The organism is Kribbella sp. VKM Ac-2566, from assembly GCF_004366005.1.
GTDB lineage: Bacteria > Actinomycetota > Actinomycetes > Propionibacteriales > Kribbellaceae > Kribbella > Kribbella pratensis.
Window position 1 is genome coordinate 96,320 of the sequence record NZ_SODT01000016.1, and the last position, 24,953, is coordinate 121,272.

Consider the following 24,953-nt stretch of genomic DNA (forward strand, 5'->3'; position numbering starts at 1 on the left):
AGACCAGTTTCGTTGGAGGGGGTGTTGTGAGTACCGAAGCGCGTCTCGAGCTCGGGCCGTCCTCGCTGACCGACGCGCTCTACGAGTCGATCCGCAAGCGGATCGTGAACGGCGAGATCCCGCAGGGGGAGAAACTCACCGAGGTCCGGCTCGCCACGGAGTACAACGTGGCCCGGCCGACGGCGAAGGCGGCCCTCGAGCGGCTGACCGCGCTCGGCCTGTTGCGGCGTACCGCCCACAAGACAGCGGTCGTTCCGGTGCTCGACGAGGCCGAGATCCGGGACCTGTTCTTCAGCCGGATCACGATCGAGAAGGCGGCGGTGTCCGCGCTGGCCGCGACCGGCCAGGTGCCGGCTGACGCCGCCCGGGCACAGGTCGCGATCGAGTACGCCGCGCGCGACCGGCTGTTCGAGAACCAGGTCGAGGCGGACATCGCGTTCCACACGGCGTTGGTGGCCGCGGTCGGCAGCCGCCGGCTGACCCGGATGCACGAGCTGATCATCGGCGAGGTGCACCTGACCATGGGCCAGTACCAGGCGCACCGCAAGGCCGCGCCGACCACGGTCGCCGAAGAGCACGCGGCGATCCTCGAGGCGATCCAGCAGGGTGCCCCGGAGGACGCGGGCGATCACCTGGCCTATCACCTCGAGCAGGCGCAGGGCCGCTTGCTCAGCACCCTGTCTGGGGATTGACGAAAGCCGTCCGGCTTGGGAGCCTCGGGGAGAACGGGGCGGGTCTGGGGGAGGGCCGGATCTCGTCGGGGGATCAGACGCTTCTGGGGTGAAGTTCTCGCGCTGCGCTCGACGGAGACGACCGGTCTGCGTGGTGTGCGCCGTACGCGCGCGCCGATCTGCGGCAGACGGCAGTGGCGGGGAGCGAACAATGATCGACGATTTGAGAGAACGCACGCGCGGACAGGTCTTCGCAGCGGGCGACGAGGGGTACGACGCAGCGCGCCGGGTCAACAACTGGATGCACGACAAGCATCCGCGGGTGATCGTGCGCTGCGAGAACGCCGGTGACGTGATGGCGGCGATCGACTACGCACGCCGCAACGAGCTCGAGCTCGCGGTCCGGGGCGGCGGGCACAGCGTGCCGGGGTTCGGCACCGTGGAGGACGGCGTCGTCGTCGATCTGAGCGGGATGCGCAACGTCCGGGTCGATCCGGTGAACCGGACCGCGCGGGCCGGCGGCGGCGCGACGTGGGGCGATTTCAACGCGGCCACGCACGCGTTCGGGCTGGCCACCACCGGCGGGATCATCTCGACCACGGGCGTCGGCGGGCTGACGCTCGGCGGCGGGATCGGGTACCTGGCCCGTGGACTCGGATTGTCCTGCGACAACCTGGTCTCCGCGGACGTGGTGACCGCGGACGGGAAGTTCCTGATCGCGAGCGAGAAGGAGAACGACGACCTGTTCTGGGCGTTGCGCGGCGGTGGCGGCAACTTCGGCGTGGTGACCGCGCTCGAGTTCCGGCTGGCGCCGGTGTCGACGATCTACGGCGGCCCGATGTTCTTCGAGATGTCCGACGCGGTCGCCGTACTGTCGGGCTTCCGGGAACTGATCAAGGACGCGCCCGAGCAGCTCGGCGGGTTCCCGGCGTTCCAGATCGCGCCGCCGCTGCCGTTCATCCCGGAGAACCGGCACGGCGAGCCGTTCGTGGCGATCGTCGGCTGCTGGGCCGGCGATCTCGACGAGGGCGAGACGCAGATCTCGAAGTTCCGCGAGTTCGCGCCGGTGATGGCCGAGCACGTCGGTCCGATGCCGTACCCGGCCTTGAACAGCGCCTTCGACGCGTTGGTGCCGCCCGGTCTGCAGCACTACTGGAAGGCGAACTTCGTCACCGAGCTGACCGACGAGGCGATCCAGGCGCACGTGCGGCACGCGCCCGGCCTCCCGGCGGTGAACTCGACCGTGCACATCTACCCGATCAACGGCGCCTGCCACCGGGTGACCTCGGACGCGACCGCGTTCGCCTACCGGGACGCGAACTTCGCGACCGTGATCGCCGGTATGTGGCCGGACCCGGCCGACAACGAGGCCGGGACCGAGTGGGTGCGGTCCTACTACGACGATGTCGCGCCGCACTCCGAGGCCGGCGGGTACATCAACTTCATGGCCGACGACGACCAGGGCCGGATCCGGGAGAACTACCGGCAGAACTACGACCGGCTGGCCGAGGTCAAGCGCAAGTACGACCCGGACAACGTGTTCCACCTGAACCAGAACATCGCGCCCTAGCGCACAACATCACAACGTCAGGAGGCGCTGGAAGAACGCGCGGTACCGCTGGAGCGCGGAGCGGAGGTCCTCGGTCGACGGCTCGCCGGTCGACCACTGGTGTTCGAGGTCCTGGTGCTGGCGGTCGAAGCCGTCCGCCAGGTGCTTGAGCACGTCGTCGACGAGCTTGTCGGCCTCACTGACGGCGTTGCGCGGGTCGTCCACGAAGCCTTGCTGGACGACGTCCCAGCGGGCCCGGAAGTCGACGGCCGAGTCCTCTGCCACCAGCGGTCCGCCAGCCGTCCGGTCGTTCGCCCGGTCGTTCGCCCGGTCGTTCGTCCGGTCGGTTGCGCGTTCTGTTGCGCGGTCGGGTTCAGCGGTCGACGTACGGCCGTCGTCGACGTCGCGGTGCCCGGCCAGGTCGGGGTCGGGCTCGAGATCGTCGTCGTCGAGCGTGCGGTCGTCGTCGAGCGGGACGCCACGGCGATCGTTGGTGGTCATGCTTGCTCCTGGATGTGCTCGCTGTCTTCCAGTAAGGCGTCGACAAGGTGGCGGTACGCCGTGACCGCGCGCCGCAGGTCCTCGGTATCGGCCTCGCCGCGCGCCTGGGCGACGGCGAGCCGGTGGGCCTCGCGGTAGTGCATCGCGACGTCAGGGTGCCCGACGGACACGTCGTCGGCCCGCTGCTCGAACTCGTCGACCGGGTACCCGGCTTCGCGCATCATCCGCAGGACCAGCCGGTCCGCGTCCGCGACCGCTCCGGCGGGACGGTCGACGAAGCTCTGTTGCACTTCGGCCCACTCGGCGCTGTAGGTCTGGGCGGACTCACGGCTCAGCGGCGTGATGTGCAGCCGCGACACCCGGCGTTCCCGCTCGCGCAGGTCGCGCTCGGCGCTGCGACGATCGCCCGACTCCTCCAGTGTGCGTTCGTACTCCGGGCCGAACCGCTGCTGCAGTTCGCCCGAGCGTCTGCGCTGGTACAGGTACAGAAGCGCCGCGGCCGCGATCAGCACCACGACGATGATCACGATGGTCAGGACGGTACCCATCAGAACTCCAGTCCGGTCGCACGTGTGGATCCGCGGTCCCCAGCGCCGCCTCAGCCCCCCGTAGCCCGAACCGGTACCCACGGAAGATGCGAACAAGCCTCCAGCCGGCCACCCTGCTGCGGGTGACCGGCCGGACGCGGGAACTGCGATCAGGACTTCGGTGCGAGCTTGTGGACGACGATGCCGGACTTGAAGGTCGTCGTACCGAGCAGGTCGAGGTGGGTGATGTCGATGCCGGTGCCCTGGAACATGGTGGCGCCCTCGGCGACCACCGGGAAGATCCAGAAGTGGTACTCGTCGACGAGCTTGTTCTCCAACAGCGTCTTCGAGAACGACCCGGTGCCGTACTTGATCAGGTCACCGCCCTCGGACTCCTTGAGCTTGCGGACGGCCTCGGCAGCGTCGCCCTCGAGCGGCTGTGCGTTCCACTTCCACTCGGTGACCGTGCGCGAGGCGACCCACTTCGGCATCGCGTTGAAGCTGTCGGCGAGCGGGTCGCCGGCCCGTGACAGCCAGGCGTCCGCGAAGCCCTCGTAGGTGACCCGGCCGAGCACCTGTCCCTCGACACCTTCCATCAGGGACTGGTTGTAGGCCATGTGCTCCTCGTCCCAGTACGGCGGGCTCCAGTTCTGCGGCTCGTCGATGACGCCGTTCAGGGTGACGAACGTGGATTCGATCAGCTTCCTCATGGGTCTTTTCCTCTCAGGGTTGGTACGGGCGCCTGTTGCGGGCGTCCTGTAGTGCTTCGGCCCACCAGACGAGCTGGTCGAGCATGAGTTTGGCGTTTGCCTCGTAGCCGGCAGAAGACCGTGGCCAGCCGCCGTCGGCGGTGAACTGCTCCCAGTAGCAGGGCAGTGCGACAGTGTTGCGGATGGTGACCGCCTGGAGTTCTGTGAAGACCTGGCGCAGTTGCGCGGTGGCGTGGCAGCCGCCGCTCTCCCGGCCGTAGCTGACGATCGCTACCGGCTTGGCGTGCCACTCCTCGTAGTACCAGTCCAGTGCGGTCTTCAGCGTGGCCGGAAAGCTGCAGTTGATCTCCGGTGTGACCACAGCGAACGCGTCCGCGGCGGCCAGTCTGCTGCTCAGTACGGCGACCTCCAGCGGCGTCTCGTCGTCCGCGTCGGGCAGCGTGGTCGGCAGGTTCGCAGCTGCCAGGTCGACCAGGTCGACGTCGAACTGCTTGGTGGCCTGCTCTGCGAGCCAGTGCGCCACGGTCGGTCCGAACCGGCCGCGCCGGGTGCTGCCGATGATCACTGCCAGTCGCATCTGCGTCCTCCTTCCGTCTGACCCAGACTCTGCCGGAAGGGGTTTACGGTTTCTTTCCGGTCCTTTCTGGCCGACCGGAATAAGGTGCCGTCATGCGCTTCGGGGTACTCGGACCAGTGACGGCGTGGACGGACGCGGGGACGCCCGTGGTCATCCAGGGGCTGAAGGTCCGTGCGCTGCTGGCGAACCTGCTGGTGCACGAGGGCCGACCTGTTCCCGCGGACCGCCTCATCGACGACCTCTGGGGGTCGGAACTGCCCGGTAACCCGTCCGGGACGTTGTCTGCGAAGGTGTCCCAGCTGCGACGAGCATTTGAAGACGCTGAGCCCGGCAGTCGCTCGCTGGTGCAGTCCGGTCCGGCCGGCTACTCGCTAGTGGTTTCTGCTGAGACGTATGACGCCCTGAAGTTCGGTGAACTGCTGGCCGCCGGCTCTGTCGACGAGGCGCTGGCGTTGTGGCGCGGTCCGGCGTACGCCGACTTTGCGGACGACGCGTTCGTTGAGACAGCTGTAGCCCGGCTGACCGATTTGCGGCTCACTGCTCTCGAGCAGGCCGATCTACCCGTTGTGGACCTCGCAGCGCTCGTGAAAGAGCACCCACTGCGTGAGGGGCTCCGTGCCGCACACATGAAGGCCCTCTACCGAGCTGGGCGGCAGACGGAGGCTCTGGAGAGTTTCGATGAGCTACGGCAGCTCCTGTTGGAGGATCTCGGGCTGGACCCTAGCCCGGAGCTCGTGGCGCTGCAGCAGTCGATCCTCACGCAGGAGCTGCCGCACGCACGCAACAACCTTCCCGCTCAGCTGACTGAATTGATCGGTCGTACCGATGCATTGGCGGATGTAGGTGCCTGTTTGGGCACGTCACGGTTAGTCACGCTGACTGGTCCGGGAGGCGTCGGCAAGACGCGCTTGGCGCTGGCTGCCGCGGCCGATGTTGCGGGCCGGTTCGCGGACGGCGTCGTGCTGGTCGAGCTCGCTGCAGTGACTCCTGACGCGTTGTCGGTCGCCAACTCGCTCACTGACGCGGTGCAGGCAGCTCTGGATCTCCGCGATACCGGGGGCACACCGGTGGTCGATCTGCTGGCGTCAGTGATGGGTTCCCGGCTGCTGGTGCTGGACAACTGCGAGCAGATTGTCGAGGAGGTTGCCGCGCTGACGGACCGCTTACTAGCCACGGCTCCTGGCCTACGTGTGCTCGCGACGAGTCGCGAGCCGTTGGGCCTGGCTGGTGAGGTGGTGTGGGGTGTTCCGCCCTTGGCTGTGCCTCCCGTGTCGGCCGGCGTCGAGGCCGTCGGTGAGTGCAGTGCAGCGCAGCTGTTCGTGACACGTGCGGCGGCCGCGTCACGTGGCTTCGCCCTGACGGACGAGACCGTTGCTGATGTCGCCGTACTGTGCAGGCGGCTGGACGGGATCCCGCTCGCGTTGGAGCTTGCTGCGACGCGAGTGCGAGCGCTCGGGGTACGTGGGCTCGTAGCGCGACTGGACGACCGCTTCCGGTTGCTGGCGACAGGACACCGCGGTGCAGCGCCACGACAGCAGACGCTGCACGCGATGATCGACTGGAGCTGGGAGCTGCTCGCCCCTGAGGAGCAGTCAGTGTTGCGGCAGCTCGCCGTACACGCAGATGGCTGTACGGCGGAGGCTGCGGCGGCTGTGTGCGGGGAGGACGACGTACTGGATGTCCTGGTGCGTCTGGTCGACCGGTCGCTCGTTGTACCGGTCGATGGTGGTCGCTTCCGGTTGCTCGAGTCAGTGGCGGCGTACTGCGTCGAGAAACTGCGTGTGAGCGGTGAGCTGGAGTCGTCTCGTCAACGGCACCTGTCCTACTACGTGTCGCTGGCTGAGGCGGCGCGGCCCGGACTGTTCGGTGACGAGCAGAGCAGGTGGCTGCAGCTGTTGGACGAGGACTCCGCCAACTTCCGGACCGCACTGGATCGTGCGGTGACCACAGGGCAGTTGGACCTCGCCGAACGGCTTGTGGACGCACTGTCCTGGTACTGGTTCCTCCGTGGTCGGTATGTGGAGGCCATGCGGTCTCTGGACACAGTGCCGGGTTCTGCGCGGGCTGGGGTGTGGCGGGCCGGGTTCATGTACCTGCTCGGGCACCCGGACGCCGCAGAGGAGCGGGACCGTTGGCTGGACAGTGCCGATGCCATGGGCCAGTGGTGGATTGCCCATGCCGCCAGCGACGTCGGCGACCTCTCTGCCTGTCTGTCGATGCTCAACCAGGCCCTGAAGACGTTCGAGGCCGATGGAAACCAGTGGGGCGTGGCAGCTGTGCTGGCTGCGCGCGCGAAGCATGCGCACGTACGGGCGGATCTGCCGGCGCTGTACGACGATGCGTGTCAGAGCATCGAGATTTTCCGGGCGCTGGGGGATCGGTGGGGTGTGCTGCAGGCGACGGGCTGGTTCGGGGCGCACGCCGAGCTCGTCGGCGACTTCGACGAGGCGGAGCGGCTGCACCTCGAAGGTGCCGAGGCCGCGGAGGAGATCGGGCTGTGGCCCGAGGTCGCCAACGCATTGGGAATGCTCGGGTGGACGGCGATCCGGCGAGAACACTACGAGCAGGCCCGGACGTACGGCGAGCGTGCGCTGCGGCTGGCGACCGAGCAAGGGCAGCGCGCGACGCAGGCACTGGCGGAGTTGGTGCTTGGCTTCGCGGCTCGTCGTACCGGCGCTCTGGACGAGGCGTCGGAGCGGTTGCAGGCGTTGATCGACGCCGCCCGCTTGCAGCCGGAGTCGGTGCTGTATCTGTCGATCGTGCTGGAAGAGCTCGGGTTCGTCAGGGAGCTCCAGGGCCGGCCGGACGACGCGTTGGAGCTGCACATGGAGGCCTTCCGGGTCTCGGAGGAGTTCGACTCGCTGCGGAGCATGTGTTGGGCGCTGGAGGGGATCGCGGCCTGTCACCCGGACAAGACCCTCGCCGCGACCTTGCTGGGGAGTTCGTCGGCGACCAGGTCCACCGAGAACTATCTGATGGCCGCGACAGAAGAAGACGACCTTGCCCGGGCGGTCGCTGCGGCCGAGTCCGCGCTGGGGCCGGAGGCGTATCGGGCGGCGTTCTCCCGTGGCGAGGGGCTGAGCCCGGCTGACGCGTTCGGACTGCTCGTCCGGCAGTAGATGTTCTGTTGTTGAGATTATTCGCCTATCGAAGTAGTTTTGCTCCCGAACCCACTTCGAGAAGGTGAACCATGGATTACGGCCACGAGCTGGTCTTCGGCACGTTCCTGACCCCGGCGGTCGACACCCCGGACCGCGTGATCGCGCTGGCCCAGCTGACCGAGCAGGTCGGCCTCGACCTGGTCAGCTTCCAGGACCATCCGTATCAGCCGCGGCTGATGGATGCCTGGACGCTGCTGTCCGTCGTCGCAGGCCGCACCGAGCGCGTGAAGGTCACTACCAACGTGGCCAACCTCCCGCTCCGGCACCCGGTCGTCCTGGCGCGCAGTGTGGCGACGCTGGACCTGATCACCGGTGGGCGAGTTGAGCTTGGCCTGGGCGCCGGCGGGTTCCTCGACGCGGTCGCGGCGAACGGCGGGCCGCGGCTGACCACCGGACAGAGCATTGCCGCGCTGGAAGAGGCCATCGCGATCATGCGCGAGGTCTGGACACCTGGTGGTGGCGGCATCCGGCTGGCCGGCAAGCACTACACGCTGTCCGGTGCGAAGCGCGGTCCGGCGCCGGCGCATGACGTCTCGATCTGGCTGGGTGCGTACAAGCCGCGGATGCTCGCGCTCACCGGACGGCTGGCAGACGGGTGGCTGCCGAGCAGCGGGTACGCCGGGCCGGAACAGCTGGCCGCGATGAACAAGGTCATCGACGAGGCAGCTGTGGAGGCCGGGCGGGACCCTGCTGCGGTACGGCGGCTGTACAACATCTCCGGTCAGTTTGTCGGTGGCGGTGGGTTCCTGCAGGGGCCTGAGGAGCTGTGGATCGACCAGCTGACCGAGCTGACGCTGGGGGAGGGGATCAGCACCTACATCCTTGCCTCGGACAATCCTGACGACATCCGGCGGTTCGCTGAGGTGGCGGCCGGTGTGCGCGAGGCAATCGCGGTGGCTCGGTCAGGCGCTGTTGCTGAGCGTGTGGTTGCTACGGGCTTTGGCGTCGTGCCGACACCACCTCCTGCCGTACGACGCAGCGCCGTACAGCTGCTGGACGAGTCCGCTCGGCCGACCGGTCCGGCGCAGGACCCGTCTCGGAGGTACACGCCGTACCAACTGCAGTCCGGTCAGCACCTGATCGACGTACACGATCACCTGCGTGCAGAGCTCGACCAGGTGCGCGACCTGGTGGAGCAGGTCGCGGCCGGGACGCTGGGCGTCGGTGCGGCGCGGTCGCACATCAACACGATGACCATGCGGCAGAACAATTGGACGCTGGGGACGTACTGCGAGTCGTACTGCCGGCTCGTGACGACGCACCACTCGCTCGAGGACGCATCGCTGTTCCCGCATCTACGTCGCGCCGACCCTGACCTGGTGCCGGTCGTGGACCGGCTGCAGGAGGAGCACAAGATCATTCACGACGTACTGGAAGGTGTCGACAAAGCACTCGTCGCGCCGGTTGACGGATCAGGCGACATCGACGGTCTGCGGGCGGCCGTCGACCTGCTGGACGACACGTTGCTGTCGCACCTGTCCTACGAGGAACGCGAACTGGTCGAACCGCTGGCGCGACTCGGGGTCCTGTAGGTACTACTTGGCTTCGCCCAGCAGGGAAGCGAGGATGTCGAGGAGGCGGAGTGTCGGCACCTCGCCGAGCAGACGGGCGGCGCTGGTCGGCGGCTCCGCGGCCAGCCGGACCTGCAGCAGCTTGAAGTCACGGACGTTGGCCGGGTTCACCAGGTCCTCGCGGACTGCCTTGAGGAACTCGGCTCCGGCCGAGGACGAGCCGTAGGTCATCCGGATGAAGCTGTCGGTCACCGGGAACAGGTACGGCCGCTTGAGGTGCAGCAGCTTCGACTTCTTCGCGTGCCCGAACCCGCGGTGGCCGGTGAACTTGTCGTCCAGCGCCATCGCCGCGTCGAAAAGGTCACTCCCCGGCGCGGCGTCCTCGAGGCGCGCGTCCACCGGGATCGCTGCGAGCTCCTTCTCCGCCTCGACCTCGAGCAGCCATGGAATGTCCAGCACCCGCAGGTCGGCGCCGATCACCATGATCCTGCCCAGGTCCTCGAACGTGATCCGGTTCGGGTCGGAGCCACCGACGGTGGTCATACCCGGCAGCCCGTCGTAGTACTGCAGCACGGCGCCGTTCGTCTCGGCGTACAGCCGCAGTTGCGCGATCGCCTCGTCGACGACGATCTTCCGGGTACCGATGTTCATGAGCCACACCCTCACACTTGTGGTGGCAGACCCGCCAGCGGGCGGACCATCATTCGAACGTTCCTGACACCTGTTTCCGCAGATCGTAGCGACTCCACGGCCCCCCGCACGCCAAAGTCACTCCCCGTTGTCCACAACCTGTAACCATCCGCTCATTTCGCATGCCGATCTCCGTAAACTCTCTGTCACAACCCCACGACTGAGCGGAGGCGAACTGTGCGTTACCGGCTGTTTGCGCTCGTCCTCGCCGTCCTCCTGCTCGTCCCCTTCACCCCAAGCTCAGCGACTGGATCCGCGCCGGTTTCGGTTTGGGGGCGTTCTCGCAGGGCCAGTGGTCGACCTGCCACGTGCGGGTGTCGGTGATCCGGAGGTAGCAGACGTCCACGGTGCGGTACGAGTACGCCGACGGTCGGCTCGTGGGGGTGACGTCGCCGGGCGGGGTTCGGACGCGGTACGAGTACTCCGCGGGGCGGCTGACGTCGGAGACGGTGGGGGATGCGGGCAAGCCGGCGTACGTGACCGAGTACGACGCCGACGGGCGGGTCGTCGCTCAGACCGATGCCAAGGGCGGTCGGTCGACGTGGTCCTGGGACACCGAGGGCATTCGCGGTACGTCGACGATGATCGATCCGACCGGTGGGAAGTGGATCAACGAGTACGAGCGGAACTGGCTCATCCGCCAAACCGATCCGACCGGCGCCACGGCCACGTTCCATTACGATGCCAACGGCGACCTCATCCGGGTCTTCGACAGCCTCGGGCATGGCGCGCGGCACGAGTACGACGCTCTTGGTCGCGTAGTCGCCTCGACGGACGCGGTCGGTGCGGTGACCCGGCGTACTTACAACGCCCGAAACGACGTCGTGGCGACGGTGGATCCGCTCGGGCGGCGGACGACGTACACCTATGACGTCCGCGGGAACCTAACCGGCACGGCGTACGCCGGTCGCACCTCGTCGGTCAGCTACGACACGCGGGGCCTGGTCACGGCGTCTCGCGATGCTCTGGGTCGTGTTGTGCAGTACGCGTACTCCGCCGACGGCGACCTGACGACCATCACGGATCCATTGCGTCAGCTGACCCGCATTGCGTATGACGGCTGGGGGCGGCCGATCAAGACGATCTCACCGCGCGGTGCCGTCAGCACGATCACTTACAACGACGACGACCAGCGGCTCTCGCAGCACGGACCGCTTGATGTCTCCACGAGCCAGACCTACGACGGGCAAGGCCGTGTATCGACGCTGGTCGACGCCCGCGGCGGCACTACCAAGCTGCGCTACGACAATGCCGGGGCAGTGGTCGGCGTCACCAGACCATCGTTGCCCGAGGCCACCACGACCTTCGACGCATCCGGCAGGGTCACCGAGACCGTCGACGCCAGTGGCCGCTCGCAGACCTTCACGTACGACGGTGCGGGTCGGACAACTGAGGCGACGTACGGCGGTCGCACCTGGAAGTTCGCGTACGACAAGGCCGGTCGCCTGATCCGCACCACGCTGCCCTCGGGGAAGACGGCGTCCTATGTCTTGGATCCGCGCGGTGCGCCGCTGCGCATCGCGTACTCCGACAAGACTCCCGCCGTCAGCTACACGTGGGACGCCGCGGGCCGCCGTACGTCGATGACCGACGGTCTGGGCCTCACCCGCTTCCAGTACGACGCCTTCGACCAGCTCACGTCGGCCGGCCCGGTGTCCTACCGCTGGGACGCCGTCGGCAACCTCACCGGACGGACGGCAGTTGGTCACACCGAGTCGTACACGTGGGATGCCGCCAACCGCCTGACCTCCGCGGCAGCCGACAGCAAGCCACTGGCCTCGTATCGCTACGACCTCGCCCGCGGCACGATCACCACAACCCAACCCGGCGGGCTGGTCAAGACCGAACAGCTGGACGTCCGCGGTCGCACCACATCCTTGTCCATCACCCAGAACGGCCGCGCACTCCGGACAATTACCTCCGCGTACGACGCCGCCGACAACCTCACCCGCTCCGACGACTCCGTCGCCGGCAAATCGTCGTACAGCTATGACTCCCTGAACCGCCTGACTGCGGCTTGCTACGGCGTCGACCAGTGCACCGACGACGCGAGCGATTACCTTCGCTACGACTACGACGCCAACGGCAACCGCACCTGGGAGAAGCGCCCCTCGGGCAGCACCTGGTCCCTGTACGGCCCCGCCAATGAACTCCGGGCCTCGATCACCACGCCGGCCAACTACCCGCTCGACGTACCAACCACCCACCACTACACCTACGACCCCGACGGCAACCGAACCTCCGACGGCACCACCACCTACACCTGGTCCGCCGCCGGCAAACCCACCACCTCAACCACCGCCGGCGTCAAGACGACCTACACCCACACCGGCGACGGCCGCCGAGCCATCTCCACCACCGGCCCCCAAACCACCCACTACCTCTGGGACCCCCTCTCACCCCAGATCCTGGGCACCACAGGAGCCTCACAACCCAGCCGCTACCTGTACGGCTCCGGCCTCGTCGCCCAACAGACTCCGATCGCACGAACCCCGCTCACTACGACTGCCAACGGTTCGGTGCTCACAGCAACGACCACCAAGCCCGACCAGCACGACTACGAGCCCTACGGCCAAACCCGAGCCGGCCCAACCAACCAGACGGCCTCGACCCCACCGACCCCCGGCTACATCGGGGGCCTCAAACTCCCCACCGGCAACTACCTCCTGGGCCAACGCGAGTACAACCCCACCACCGGCACCTTCCTCACCACAGACCAAGCCGGCTCAGCGAACCCCTACGCCTACACCACCGGCAACCCCCTCAAAACCACCGACCTACAAGGCCTCGACGACATCGAGGGCACCCTCACCGACGTCTCCCACATCTCCGGCTACATCTCCACAGCCGCCCTGGGCGGCGCCGTCATCTGCACCCTCGCCCGAGCCTGCGCCCCCGCCATCCCCATCCTCCTCCATATCTCCTCAGCCACCGGCGTAATCTCCGCCGGCACCGCCGGCATCCTCGACTCCCAAGCCTGCGTCCTCAAAGGCAACTGCTCCCAACTAGCCGCTGACATAGCGATTGTCGGCCTTGCAGGCAGATTCCCGGCTCTCGGGAGAGCATCCGAGGCGGCCGCGGCGGGTCGTCGGATCACGATGACCCTCGGTGGAGCAGTCGTGAAATACGATGCCAATGTCGCGCTTGGTTATCTGACGATGGGAGGCTCGGCGAAGGCATCGGAACTCGTCGCGTTCGCGCAGACACAAGGCTGGGTTCTGACCCAGTCGAAGGCTGGCCCGATGGTCTTCATCGATGCCGCGGGAGTGAAACGCTTGACGCTGAAACAGGGCAGTCCGAGGACGCCGGGAAGCGAGCTTCCACATGTTGAAGTACGCAACGCGAGCGGTCAACGTGTCGATCCGTTCGGAAATCCCGTCACGCGCAAGAGTGCTGGAAACCACGTGCCCATCGACTGGGATTTGCCATGACTCCTTATGAGAATCTGCCCGGGTTCGACACGTACGTGCTGGAGGAGTCCTGGGTCCTCGATGTGACGGCGAGGCCAGGGTCAGTGGTATTCCGGCTGGACCTCGTCCTCACGCCTGAGCATCCCCGGTACAAGCTTCCGCACCCCGGCAACAACCTGTTCTACCTCGACGGGCAACTCGTTTTCGAAGAGGTCACGGATCTCGAGTGGGTCGCCCAGGGTGCGCCTCCGGCAATCGATGCGACTGGCGAGATCGACTACGGACACATCGACACGATGACTTGGGACTCGGGGCTTTACGAGTTACAGGGCGACTGGGGTGAAATGCGCGTTCGGGCGCGCGCAGCCCGCCTCGTACTCGATGACAGCGGGTCGGGCGACCGGTCGTCATGAACACAAGGGCAAGGATGACGCTGAGGCTGATCAGTTATTGGGCTGGTCCGACGGCGTCCAACTGGCCGCAGGTGGCAACTCGAAGTACCTGGCTAGGACGGTGCTCACCCGATGGAAGGGGGCGCTGACGATGGGATATCTGCTTGGTCTGTCCGACATCCCGAGTGGCTTCTCGTATCCTGCGTCGTTCATTCGGGTGGTCGAGCTCGGGTTGGTTGACCTGGAGCCTTGGCGGATTCTCGAGGGCGATTCGCTGCTTGCCCGTTACGCGGGGTTGGCGGCACGGTATCCCGGGCGGGTGTTGGTGCCCTTTGCGCGGTGCCAGGACAACGACGAAGTGACATGTTGGCAGGTCGGTTCGCTGAGGTGCTGGTCATTCACGACTTCGACTACTCCGGGCGCGAACTCCGCGAGACGCTCCGTCGTTCTACACGTGGCTGCGGCGCGCGATCGAGGACCTGATCGAAGGCGAACCAGATGACTGACCGAGCGCCACAGCACAAAAGGATGCCGGGATGACAACAGACTCCGCTGCGTTCCGGATCGAAGTTCTGCTGTCGTTCCAGCGGGCTCTCTGGGACCTGGTCACGCCCGGCCTCAGAGCTGTGGCAGTCAGCCCCACCTACCCCCTCATCGAAGCAAGATTCATCTACGAGGCAGTAGGCGACGACGAGCGTTTGTTGGCCGCCGAGGCCGAGGCCTATGTTGTTGCTGACTTCGCGCCTCCCGTTGATGTGCGGTTCGAGGCTGTGGTTGTGCCGGGCTTCCAGTCGCGGGAACTGTTGGCTGGTGAGGAGTGGGTGTACCGGCGGCGTGAGGACGAGCCGGAATGAGGTGGGAGAGGGGGCGACCGGCGACGGTGCCGACATTCACGAATTGATCCGCGACAAATCCGGCCAGCCAGGATCGTGGATCGCTTCCGGGCGTGTGTGTCCGGTGGCCGTGTGCAGTCCGGCAACAGACGAGGCTGTGGTCGCGCTTGGCCCGGGGGCCCACCTAGCTCTTAGAACGGTTGGAGGGATGGCATGAGTTCACGTCTCGCGCGTGATTCGCTCGTTGTGATTGTTGACGGGGACGCGGTGCCGGGTATCACGATCTATGGTCTTGCGAGGCGCGGAGAGCGGAGTTCGGTCGTGTTTCCAGACGATGGTTGGTTCGGGGGACCCGCCCTCGACGAGTTCGTTCTCCGGGGTGAGGCATGGGAGATCCCGACCTGGGACGTGCCGATTCTCGTCTGGCCGACCGCCGACGGTATGGCGGCCGCGCTGCGGGTTTCGCTCGCCGTGGTCATCGAGTCGGGATGTTCTGTTGCGTGGGTCGGCGCTGAAGGGCTTCCGTTCTGCGACCCGCCCCAGTTGTTCGACCCCGGCTGCATGTCTAGAGGTGTTTTGGCCTGGATGACGGCGCAAGGACAGTTCGGGTGTGCATTGGATCCGGACGGCCCGATCTCGCCCATCTCGGACCATGAGTTGTTGATGCTGAGGCAGTACGCCCGAGGACTCGCAGACGCCGCTTAGGCGAGTTGGGGCGAAGAGCTCGCCGTCCCAGGTCGCGGGATTGTTCGTCCACCAACGCCGAGGCATGCCGTCGCTGGGCGGGGCGAGCGTGGTCGACGGGCGAGCCGGGTGTGGCCGCTCGTTGTAGAACGTGCTGGCGTTCAGGCGCGTTCGGCTGTCGTCGCCGTGGCTACTGTTCAGGCGGTGAATTCGTTGATGCCGAGGGCGAAGTTCGCGTGGCCGACACTGTTGCCGGCGAGGCCTACCGTGACTACGCCCATTCCTTCCAGCCAGTGCGCCATTTTCAGGCTGCCGGCGTCCAGGGGGCGCAGCCCGAGGCTCTGGATGAAGGCCGCCACGGCAGCCTTGGCCTGCACGTTGTCGCCGGCGATGAAGACGTCGGGACGGCCCTGCTCCAGGACGTTACGGAAGATAGTGTTGAACGCCTTCACCACGCTGGCGCCGGCCGGGGCTACCTTGGCGACTTCCTGCGCGATCGAGGTCTCCTCGCTGTGGGCCAGTCCGTCGAAGGTGGCGTTGAACGGGTTGCTGATGTCGACGATGACCTTGCCCGCGAGGGCGTCTCCGTACTCCGCGACGACCGGCACGACACCCTCGTACAACAGGGCCGTGATGACGATGTCCCCGGCCGGGACAGCGCCCCACTTGCCTGTCGTCGAGCCGCCGCCGAGAGCCTTGGCCAGGTCATCGGCCTTGGACTGATCGCGGCCCATGACCTCGACCGTGTTGCCGCCCGCCACCGCGAGTGTGCCGATGGTACGGGCCATGTTTCCCGTACCGATGAGGGTGATGATGCCCATGAGGTGTGCTCTCTTCCAGTTCTCGAGGTGTGTGGTTCAGATGGCGGTGGTGCCGCCGTCTGCGACCAGTTCCAGGCCGTTGACGTAGCTGGAGTCGTCGGAGGCGAGGAACAGGGCGATGGTGGCGATTTCCTCGGGGCGGGCCATCTTTCCGCGGGGGATAAGGGATTCGAATGCGGCCTTGGTTGCCTCGTCGAACAGTTCTTCCTGTTTGGCGGTGGCGACCTGGCCGGGGGTCAGGACGTTGACCCGGATCTTGCGGTCGCGCAGTTCGTTGAGCCAGACGCGGGCCCACGCCTGCTGGACGGCTTTGCTTCCCGCGTAGAGGCTCCAGCCGGGGTAGCCGGCGAGCGAGGCGCTGGATCCGGTCATGAAGATCGAGCCGTTGTCGTTCATCAGCGGTAACGCCTTCTGCACGGTGAACAGGGTGCCGCGCACATTGAGCGAGAGGGCGCGGTCGAACTGCTCCTCGGTGATCTCACCGAGGACACCGGGCTCGCCCATCCCGGCGCTGGCCCACAACACATCGATCGAGCCCTTTTCCCGCTTGACCGTGTCGTACAAGCGGTCCAGGTCGTCCAGTTCGGCCGCGTCACCCTGTACGGCGGTGACGTTGCGGCCGATCTGCTTGACGGCATCGTCCAGTGCAGCCTGGCGCCGGGCCTGGATGAAGACGTGCGCTCCTTCGTCGACGAACAGTTTGGCGCCGGCCAGTGCCATGCCGGTGGATCCGCCCGTGATTACCGCGACCTTGCCATCGAGCTTTCCCACGATCACTCCGTTGAATTGGTGGTGCCTGGACCAGGGCGGCTTAAATACACCAACCTGTGTACGTAACGTATCGGACGGCTGATCGAAGTGCAAGCTACGTACACCGATCGGTACCGAACGGGCTATGCTGGAGCCATGACGGAGCTGGAGAAGGGCCCCCAGGGCCGGCGCCGCGGCAGGGGTGCACGTGAGCGCATCCTCAGCGCGTCACAGCAGCTGTTCCGCGATCAGGGCATCAACCGCACCGGCATGGACCAACTCTGCGCTGTGGCACAGGTGTCCAAGCGCACGGCGTACCAGCACTTCACCAGCAAGGACGAACTCGTCGCCGAGTATCTGCGCCGATTCGATCCTGACGTCATGCCCGGAGTGTTCGACCGCACCGACCTCACACCCCGCGAACGACTCCTCGCCGCCTTCGAGATCCCCGCGTCCGCACCCCTGTGCCCCTACATCGCGGCGGCCGTCGAGCTCCACGACCCCCAACACCCCGCATCCCAGTACGCACGCGACTACAAGATCGCCATCGCCGCGCGGCTCACTGAAACCGCCCGCGAAGCCGGCGCCATCAACCCCGAACAACTCGGCGAGCAACTGGCGCTGCTCCTCGACGGCGCCGCGGCCCGTACCCGAGTCCTCAACTGCGCATCCTTCCCCACCGCCGCCGCCATCGCCGCCGTCCTCATCGACAACGCCATCCCTACGGCGAGCGAGTGAAGACCTGACCGAGCTGGCGCGGGGATAGCGGGTTGTTTCAGCCGTGGCGCGTTGTAGGGCGCTAGCGGTGCAACAAGCCGCCAGCGGTGCGGTTGGTAATTGGGTTGAGGGGGTTGGGGTGGGTGCTCATCATGGGGGGATGATTACTACGACCTTTGGTGTGTTGCTGGTGGGAGCTTTGGCCTTGGTGGCTGGGGTTCTGCAGCAGCAGGTTGGTCGTGGGTGGGGGTCGATCTCCGGTCAGTTGTGATCGGGGTGGTGGTCGCGGGGCTCTTGGCCGGGTATGGGGTTGCTATGCCGGTCGGGCCTGTCGGGACCTATTTGGTGGCGTTGACGGCGCGGAGTTCGTTGCGGATCGGGGCGTTTGCCGCGCTGGGGGTTGCTTCGGCTGATGGCGTGTACGCGGCGGTGGCTGCGGGCGCCGGCTCGGTGTTGGCTCCGCTGTTGGTGCCGGTTGTCGGGCCGTTGCGGTGGGCATCGGTCGTGGTGCTGATCGGGCTCGCGGTGATGGGTGCGGCCAAGGCGGTACGGCGTTATCGCGAGCGGCGGATCGTTGCGCTGCAGCAGGAGACGCCGATCGGGGCGTGGGCGGCGTACTTCGGGATGCTCGGGATGACGATGCTGAACCCGTGGACGGTGATCTACTTCGCGGCGCTGGTGCTTGGAGGATCGGGCGTCGCGGGGCTTGGCGAGCGGATCGTGTTCGTGGTCGCGGCGTTCATGGCGTCCGCTAGTTGGCAACTGCTGCTCGCGGGCGGTGGCGCCTTGCTCGGGCGGTTGCTCACCGGTCCGTTGGGGCGACTGGTGACCGCGTTGGCGTCGGCCACGGTGATCGTCGTGCTGGCGGTGAGGATCGTTGCCTAGGGCACTTGTCGTTCGATCGCGCCGCTGGGGTTGAGGAAAAGCAGGATGGGCGGCGTCGTGTTCGGGAGGATCTCGGCGTACGCCTGGAGCTGGGGTGCGTAGTACGCGACCCGGCTGTCCAGGGCGGCAGCCGGGATCGCGTCGGTCTTGTAGTCGACGATGGTGAGGCGGCCGTCGTCCTCGCGGTAGATGAGGTCGACGAAACCCTCGAGCACGGTGCCGTCCGGCTGGACGGTGCCGACGTACGACTCGCGCCAGTGCTCGCGGGCGGCGGCGCGTTTCACCACGTCGGATGCGAGCGCCGAACGGACGAGTGCGGTGACGACGTCGGCGTACTCGAGGACTCCCTCGGCGAGGCATTGCGTGGACACGGCAGCTTCGAGGCCGGCGCCGGTGGAGAGGTCGACCACCTGGAGTACGGCGTGCACCGCGCGGCCGATCGCGGTGCCGTAGCGGCCCTTCGACCACGGCGGTAACTCTAGGTCGCGGGCGCCCTTCGCGGTCCCGGGGTCGATGAGGACCTCGTCGGTGCCGGCGGCGACGGACAGTTCGGGGCCGGTGCCTTCGAGACCGGAGGCGCTCTGGGCGGAGCGGGCTCGACTCGCGGCCTGGGCGGCGGCGGCTCGGGTCTCCCACTCGGTGCGGGAAATCGGCGGGGTGACGTCCGGGCTGCCGGTCGGCTCGCGGTCGGGGACCGGTGGGCCGGTGAAGAGCGTGGCGTGCGGCGCGTCGACGCCGCCGGCGTTCGCGAGGAGTTCGGCGTTGCTCGTATGGCGGCGGTTGCCGGAACGGTGCAGTGACACGACCAGGTGGTCGCGGGCGCGCGTCGCGGCGACGTACAGCAGGCGGCGGCGTTCGTAGTCGTCCATCTGCTCGTCGACGGGTTGGACGAGGTCGAAATCCTCTGTCTGGACGGACGACTTGAGCTTCACCGCGTAGCCGCCGGGCAGCGGCCACAGGACCTGGACACCGCGCTGGCGGTTCGAGGAGGCGGTCATACCGGAGAGGATCACGATCGGGAACTCGAGGCCCTTCGCGGCGTGGATCGTCATCACCCGGACCGCGTCGGCGTCGGTCTCGGGGAGGACGGCCTCGGCGACGCGGGACGTTTCCTCGCCCTGGTGCGCGGCCCAGGCGAGGTAGGAGCGGAGGCCGCCGTGCTCGACCTCCGACCAGGCGCGGGCCTGGTCGACGACGAACCGGATCCGGCGCCAGGCGTCGCGGGCGCGGGGGCCGATCGCGGCGACTTCCAGCATGCGGCGGTCGGCGACGATCTTCGCGAGGACCTCGCTGGGGGTGAGCCACCGGGCGGCGTAATACGTCCGGCGGAGCCACTCCATCGCCTCGCCGATCGGGTGCGTGAGCAGCTGGTCGGGAACCGGTGCGGTCAGGGTGAAGGTGCCGCCGTTGCGCTTCCAGGTGTAGAGGTCGTCGTCGCCGCAGCCGAACAGAGGTGAGCGGAGAGTGGTGACGAGGGCGAGCTGGTCGCTCGGGTCGCCGAGCGCACGGGCGCAGGCGAGCAGGTCACGGACCTCGGCGGTCTGGTAGACGAGCGAGCTGGCTTCCGCGCGGTACGGGATGTCGGCGCGGTCGAGGGCGTCTTCCAGGAACGGAAGCGAGGTGCGGGCCGGCACGAGTACGGCGATGTCGCCGGCCGCCGCGGGGCGCCAGGTTTCCGCGCGGTCGTCGTACACCAGCCAGCCCTCGCGGAGCGCTTCCTCGATGACCGCGGCGACGTCGGTGGCTTCGCGTTCGCGGAGGACGGAGGCCTGCGCGCGTGGCAGGTCCTCGTGCGGGGTGGCGCCGAGGATCGTGACGGCGGGGCCGGCCGATGGGTCCTCGGATTCGTCCGGCAACGGTTCAGGCGGTACGTCGGCGCCGCGCCGGCGGAACGGGAGAACCGCCGCGAGATCACTCACCTCCTCCTCGGACTCTGCCGGGGTGTCGAAGAGCGTGGGTTCGTCGAAGATCGAGAGCTGGTCGCCCTTCACAGGTGCGTCGGGAGACGGCGCACTGGGCTCGGTGCGCGCGGAGGCACCGCGGGTTGGACTGGTGCGGTGCGGGGAGAGGGACTGGTACGACGGCTGGGCGGACTCGTGGGGCTGGATGAGCGTCGCGAAGACGGTGTTGATCCAGCTGAGGATCGGCGGCACCGTGCGGAAGTTCGTGGTGAGAGCAACCGTTTCGCCCAAGAGTTGCTGAGCGGTGAGGTACGTCGCGATGTTGGCGCGCCGGAACCGGTAGATCGACTGCTTCGGGTCCCCGACCACGAACAGCCGCCCCTCCGGGACCTCGACGTCGTGCCAGTCGGTGGCGTCCGCCTCGGCGCCGCCGGCGATCCGCACCGCGAGCTCGATCTGGATCGGGTCGGTGTCCTGGAACTCGTCGAGCAGCAACCGCTCGAAGCGGTCCTGAAGATCCGCACGCACCTCGGGATCGCGCCGCAGCAGGTCGCGCGCGAGCACCAGCAGATCGTGGAACTCCAGGCGTCCCTCGGCGCGCCGGAGCTCGGCCGACTCCAGCACCCGCTCCGCGATCCAGTGCGAAAGATGCCGGAGGCAAGCGTCGAGGAGCAGCTCGACGAGCGAGCCGGCGACCTCGACGACCTCGGTGCAGTCCGCGCGGACCTTCGCGATGTCCGGCCAGTTCTCCTTCCGCCCGATCCTGCCCACCTTGAGACCGCGGAACGTCTGCAGCAGCGCGAGCTGCGTCTCCTGATCGGACGCGGTGTCCAGCGTCAGGCCGAGCTCGCGGATCTGCTGGACCTTCGGCAACAGCCGGTCCTCCGGGTCCAGGCAGGTCTCGGCCGCGGCGCCGATCTGTGCCGCCGCGGCGACCAGGCCGCTGAGATCCGGCATCGCGACGAGCTCCGGCGGCTCGACCAGAACCCGATCCGCGATCAGGTCCCAGTCGTTGCCGAACAGGCGGGCCAGCGACCGCAGATGCTTCAGCTCGACCCCGACCGCCATCGCCAGCAGCAACGGCTCGGCGATCGAGTCGTCGTCGAGGAGTTGCTGCTGCAGCTCGGCCCAGCGTTCCTCGAAGGCGACCGACGAGCCGACCTCGTCGAGTACGTCGATGAGCGGCGGCAGCCCGGCCTCGATCGGATGCGCGAGCAGGATCTGCTGCGCGAACGCGTGCAGCGTGCCGATCGACGCGGAATCCAGATCGTCCAGCGCGGCGTCGGCGAGCTGCCGGTCCTCGGTCTTCCGCGCCTTCTCGAACTCGACCCGCAGCCGGTCCCGCAGCTCCGCGCCGGCCTTCTCGGTAAAGGTCACGGCCGCGATCGATCGCAGCGGTACGCCGTCTCGCAGCACCAGCGTCCTGACCCGCTCGACCAGCGCGTGCGTCTTCCCGGACCCGGCGCCTGCCTCGACGAAGAGGGTGGTGTCGGTGTCCGAGCGGATCCGGTCCCGGGCGGACCCGTCGAGCAACTGTTCACTCATCGCCGGCCTCCAGGGCAGTCGGGTCGATGAGCCGCACCAGCCGTTCCAGCACCGGATCGTGGCGTTTGCGGTCCCAGCGCGCCCGGACCTCGCTGTGGCCGAGGCTGTCGGGGTTGCAGTACGGGCACTGGACCCACAGGAAGTCCGGTACTTCGGGTGCCTTCGGCGGGAACAGCCCGGCCGCGATCGACGACACGATCACGTCGAGCGTCTCGACGTACCGGGCCTCGACCTCGGGGGTCAGCGGGACCGGGATCCGTTTGCCGCCGCGCCGGACGAACCAGTACGACGCCTCGACCGGAGTGGACGGTTCACCCAGCCGCGCGCGGGCCGCGTACGCGTACACGGGCAGCTGCAGTTTCGTCCCGCCCGCGACCGGATCCGCCTCGATGCCCTCGTACCGCGAGAAGCCGCCGGTCTTCACATCCGTCACGTAGATCGTGCCGTCCGCGCCGAGGTCCACCTTGTCGGCGGATCCGCGTAGCAGCACCCTGCCGGACGGCACCGGGATCTCGACCGGCGGCTCGCCGTCGAACCCGAACGTCAACTCACTGGCGACCACCGACGCGTTCCGCGAAGCGCGCCAGCGATCGTCGTCGGTGAGCAGCACCATCAGGTCGCCGAGGATCCGCAATCGCTCGCGCTGCCACAGCCGGGGATGCCCGGTCAGACCCTCCGCCTCGAACTGGTCCGCGAGGTCCGCCCCGATCGCCAGCAGCAGTTTCCGCTGATCCTCCGTCCACGGCTCGCCGTACCCCGGCAACGAACCGGCCAGTCGCGTCACGAACGCGTCCAGGCTGTTGTGGATCAGGTTCCCGATCTGGATCGGTGAGATGACGAGCAGATCCTCCGGCGCCTCCAACGGCTCCACCTGCAGCAGCCGCTCGACGAAGTACGCGTGCGGACACGTCGCATAGGACTCCAGCGACGTGGGCGACGCGATCCGATCCTCCACCGCGAACTCGGGCAGCCCCGAGACCCCCGACAAGTCGCCGTCGAAGCGCGTGAAGGCAGCGGATGCACGCCCTCGTAGCAACTCCCGGGCCCGCACGAGAACCCCGTCCTGGACCCACAGTCGCGCCGCGGCCGCACGCGTCTGCCACTCCTGCTCTGTCGCCGGCATGGTTGCCGTCGTCAACGAACCGGCGTACGACGCCGACGTCCGCAGCACCTCGCCGTACCGGTCCCACTGCGTCGCGGGCAACGCGTGATCACCGGTGAGCTCGCGCAACGACCCGAGCAGCCACCGCGTCGGCAACCGCCGCGACGACCGTCGCAGATCGCCGCGTGGGAACGACGCGACCACTCGCGCACCGGCCGAGAACGCGACGAGCAGATGCCGCTGCTTCTCGTCCAGGCGATCCCGGAACGACGCCAACTCCGGAGCTGCCGCCTCACGGACCCGATGGGGGAGTAGCGCGTCCTCGTGGACTCGTCCCGGATACAGGTCCTCGGAGAGGCCGACGACGTACACGAGGTCCGCCGACAACCCGACGCTCGCGGACAGCGGCGCGACCAGTACGCCCGTCCCGAACGTCCCGACCCGGGGCAGCGACTGCTGCAGTTCGAGATCGAGTACGTCGCGCAGCACCGCGAGGCTCGCCGGCGTACCGAGCTCGTCGAGCGTCGACAGGCCCTTCAACGATCCCTCGACGGCGGCCGCGGCGTACTGCTCCTCGATGGGCAAGGACGAGTAGTCCCCGAGCAGATCGTGGAACAGTTGCAGCACACCTTCAGACAACGATGACCAGGTTTCCAACGACGCAAGAGCATTCAGCCGCGCCCGCAACGTCGACGCGAACGTGTGCAACCGCTCGGCCGTCGACGCGTTGTACTGCGCGCGCCGTACCGCGGCCGGCCGTGGATCCTCGGCCGCCTCCTCCTGGTCAGCGGTCCGCCGCTCCGACTGCGCGTACCGCGCCAGCCGCGTGTCCCAGTCGTCTCCACGCACCACCCCGGCCGCCCGCGACATCCGCTCCCACTGCGGCACCGGGATACGTTCGCCCGTGAAGTCGCGCGTCGGCGCATTCGCCAACGCCCGGAACACGTCCGCGCGCGGCAGATCCTGATCGACCAGCGCGAGCACCTCGAGGAGCGTCCGCGCGATCGCCCGCTCGTGCACCGGACGCGTACCTGGACCGTTCACCTGAATACGCGCGGCCGACAGGTGCTCGTGCAGCAGACGTGCGTACGGCGAGGCCGCGGCGTACAGCACCGCGATCCGATGCGCCGGCGTGTGCTCCAGCGCCGAGACGACGTCCCGCACCACGCAACGCACCTCGTCGTCGGCATCGGACGCGTTCAGGATCTCGGTCGCGACCGGATAGTTCTTCGAGATCGACGTCGGCAGATCGATTCCGATCCGTTCGAGCGATCGCCGCACGGCGCGGTCGGCACGGCGTACGTCGGTCAGTCCGACGATCACCGTGAGATCGGCGGCCGCTTCACCGAGCGCGGCGACGAACGCGGCCTCGGACTGGGTCAGCTCTTGCGGGAGATACAGCACCAGCGCGCCCAGTTCGTCCACAGTTGACGGCGAGTCCGCGATCCGGGACGCGGCGGCGCGGAGCAGATCGGTCGCGTCGTACCAGTCCGCGGCCAGCTCGGCGGTGACGTGCCGGTGCAGACGGACCAGATCGGGGCCGAGCGCGGATGCCTTCGCGACCTTGTCGAGCGCGGGCTCGGTGAGGTCACGGAGCTCGCGATGGGCCGATGCAAGCGCTTGGATGGTCGACGGGTGCTCGGCGACCTCGTCGAAGACGCCGGGCGATTTCGCGAGCGCCGTACGCCAGGTGGCCGCCACGATCGGACGGGTCGCGGGACGTCGCGGCGAAAGCAGCCCGGCGGCGATCTGCTCGGCGAGCCGCTCGAGGGTCGCCAGGTACAGACCGGCGACCGAGGAGCGGGCGAGGTGTCGGCGGGCGATGACGCCGGCCAGGTTGTTCGGCAGGAGCAGGGTGACAGGGGTCATCGGATCGTCGGCCTTCAGCCGTGCGACGACGGCTTGCAGGCGCTCCAGAGCCGCGGCGCCGTACGCCGTGCTCTCGATCCGGGTGGTACTCACCACGAACCCCCGATTCTTTCGACTGTCACGGAGACCGTAAACCCTCCCACGGAC

General features: G+C 67.7%; 19 protein-coding genes. 10 read left to right on the forward strand and 9 right to left on the reverse strand.

Features of this window, described 5'->3' with window-relative positions:
- Positions 1–26: 26 nt before the first annotated feature.
- The gene (locus tag EV647_RS40235; RefSeq protein ID WP_134012719.1) at positions 27–692 is read left to right on the forward strand and encodes a GntR family transcriptional regulator; all 666 of its coding nucleotides are present in this window, start codon (positions 27–29) and stop codon (positions 690–692) included.
- Positions 693–882: 190 nt separating this feature from the next.
- Entirely contained in the window at positions 883–2,241 is a 1,359-nt protein-coding gene (locus tag EV647_RS40240) for an FAD-binding oxidoreductase (RefSeq protein WP_134012721.1), read from the forward strand.
- A 9-nt stretch (positions 2,242–2,250) separates the two neighbouring features.
- Here EV647_RS40240 and EV647_RS40245 read toward each other — a convergent pair whose 3' ends face one another.
- From EV647_RS40245 to EV647_RS40260, 4 genes are all read right to left on the reverse strand, one after another.
- Positions 2,251–2,721, reverse strand: a complete 471-nt coding sequence (locus EV647_RS40245; protein ID WP_202876485.1) for a hypothetical protein — start codon at positions 2,719–2,721, stop codon at positions 2,251–2,253.
- On the reverse strand, positions 2,718–3,269 hold the full coding sequence (locus EV647_RS40250) for a hypothetical protein (protein WP_134012723.1): 552 nt from the start codon (positions 3,267–3,269) through the stop codon (positions 2,718–2,720). The genes EV647_RS40245 and EV647_RS40250 overlap by 4 nt, the downstream gene beginning before the upstream one ends.
- 149 nt (positions 3,270–3,418) lie before the next feature.
- Entirely contained in the window at positions 3,419–3,958 is a 540-nt protein-coding gene (locus tag EV647_RS40255; RefSeq protein WP_134012725.1) for a dihydrofolate reductase family protein, read from the reverse strand.
- 13 nt (positions 3,959–3,971) lie between these two features.
- Entirely contained in the window at positions 3,972–4,535 is a 564-nt protein-coding gene (locus tag EV647_RS40260) for an NADPH-dependent FMN reductase (protein WP_134012727.1), read from the reverse strand.
- 92 nt (positions 4,536–4,627) lie between these two features.
- On the opposite strand from EV647_RS40260, the gene EV647_RS40265 reads away from it, so the two are divergent.
- Positions 4,628–7,654, forward strand: coding sequence for a BTAD domain-containing putative transcriptional regulator (locus tag EV647_RS40265; protein WP_134012729.1), 3,027 nt, complete (start codon positions 4,628–4,630; stop codon positions 7,652–7,654).
- Between the two features lie 71 nt (positions 7,655–7,725).
- On the forward strand, positions 7,726–9,228 hold the full coding sequence (locus EV647_RS40270) for an LLM class flavin-dependent oxidoreductase (RefSeq protein ID WP_134012731.1): 1,503 nt from the start codon (positions 7,726–7,728) through the stop codon (positions 9,226–9,228).
- Positions 9,229–9,231: 3 nt separating this feature from the next.
- On the opposite strand, the gene EV647_RS40275 is transcribed toward EV647_RS40270, so the two are convergent.
- Positions 9,232–9,858, reverse strand: coding sequence for a DUF6308 family protein (locus tag EV647_RS40275; RefSeq protein WP_134012733.1), 627 nt, complete (start codon positions 9,856–9,858; stop codon positions 9,232–9,234).
- Between the two features lie 386 nt (positions 9,859–10,244).
- On the opposite strand from EV647_RS40275, the gene EV647_RS40280 reads away from it, so the two are divergent.
- The 4 genes from EV647_RS40280 (at position 10,245) to EV647_RS40295 (ending at position 15,237) form a co-directional block, all read left to right on the forward strand.
- On the forward strand, positions 10,245–13,328 hold the full coding sequence (locus EV647_RS40280; protein WP_134012735.1) for an RHS repeat-associated core domain-containing protein: 3,084 nt from the start codon (positions 10,245–10,247) through the stop codon (positions 13,326–13,328).
- Entirely contained in the window at positions 13,325–13,720 is a 396-nt protein-coding gene (locus tag EV647_RS40285) for a hypothetical protein (RefSeq protein WP_134012737.1), read from the forward strand. The genes EV647_RS40280 and EV647_RS40285 overlap by 4 nt, the downstream gene beginning before the upstream one ends.
- Before the next feature lie 515 nt (positions 13,721–14,235).
- A complete protein-coding gene (locus tag EV647_RS40290) occupies positions 14,236–14,553 on the forward strand; it encodes a hypothetical protein (protein WP_134012739.1) in 318 nt (105 codons plus the stop codon).
- 192 nt (positions 14,554–14,745) lie between these two features.
- Positions 14,746–15,237, forward strand: coding sequence for a hypothetical protein (locus tag EV647_RS40295; RefSeq protein ID WP_134012741.1), 492 nt, complete (start codon positions 14,746–14,748; stop codon positions 15,235–15,237).
- Between the two features lie 176 nt (positions 15,238–15,413).
- Here the strand turns inward: EV647_RS40295 and EV647_RS40300 are convergent, their stop codons facing one another.
- Together EV647_RS40300 and EV647_RS40305 are read right to left on the reverse strand one after the other, a co-directional pair.
- Positions 15,414–16,037 carry an NADPH-dependent F420 reductase gene (locus tag EV647_RS40300; protein ID WP_134012743.1) on the reverse strand — a complete coding sequence of 208 codons (624 nt, stop codon included), beginning with the start codon at positions 16,035–16,037 and terminating at the stop codon, positions 15,414–15,416.
- A gap of 36 nt (positions 16,038–16,073) precedes the next feature.
- On the reverse strand, positions 16,074–16,901 hold the full coding sequence (locus EV647_RS40305) for an SDR family NAD(P)-dependent oxidoreductase (protein WP_238177635.1): 828 nt from the start codon (positions 16,899–16,901) through the stop codon (positions 16,074–16,076).
- 42 nt (positions 16,902–16,943) lie between these two features.
- Between EV647_RS40305 and EV647_RS40310 the strand changes: the two genes are divergently transcribed.
- A complete protein-coding gene (locus EV647_RS40310) occupies positions 16,944–17,525 on the forward strand; it encodes a TetR/AcrR family transcriptional regulator (RefSeq protein WP_134012745.1) in 582 nt (193 codons plus the stop codon).
- 294 nt (positions 17,526–17,819) lie between these two features.
- Complete coding sequence (locus EV647_RS40315; RefSeq protein WP_134012747.1) at positions 17,820–18,389, forward strand: LysE family transporter; 570 nt, start codon at positions 17,820–17,822, stop codon at positions 18,387–18,389.
- Here EV647_RS40315 and EV647_RS40320 read toward each other — a convergent pair.
- Positions 18,386–21,835 carry an exodeoxyribonuclease V subunit beta gene (locus EV647_RS40320; protein ID WP_134012749.1) on the reverse strand — a complete coding sequence of 1,150 codons (3,450 nt, stop codon included), beginning with the start codon at positions 21,833–21,835 and terminating at the stop codon, positions 18,386–18,388. The genes EV647_RS40315 and EV647_RS40320 overlap by 4 nt on opposite strands.
- Positions 21,828–24,899, reverse strand: a complete 3,072-nt coding sequence (locus EV647_RS40325; RefSeq protein WP_134012751.1) for a PD-(D/E)XK nuclease family protein — start codon at positions 24,897–24,899, stop codon at positions 21,828–21,830. Before EV647_RS40325 ends, EV647_RS40320 begins: the two co-directional genes overlap by 8 nt.
- Between the last annotated feature and the right edge of the window lie 54 nt (positions 24,900–24,953).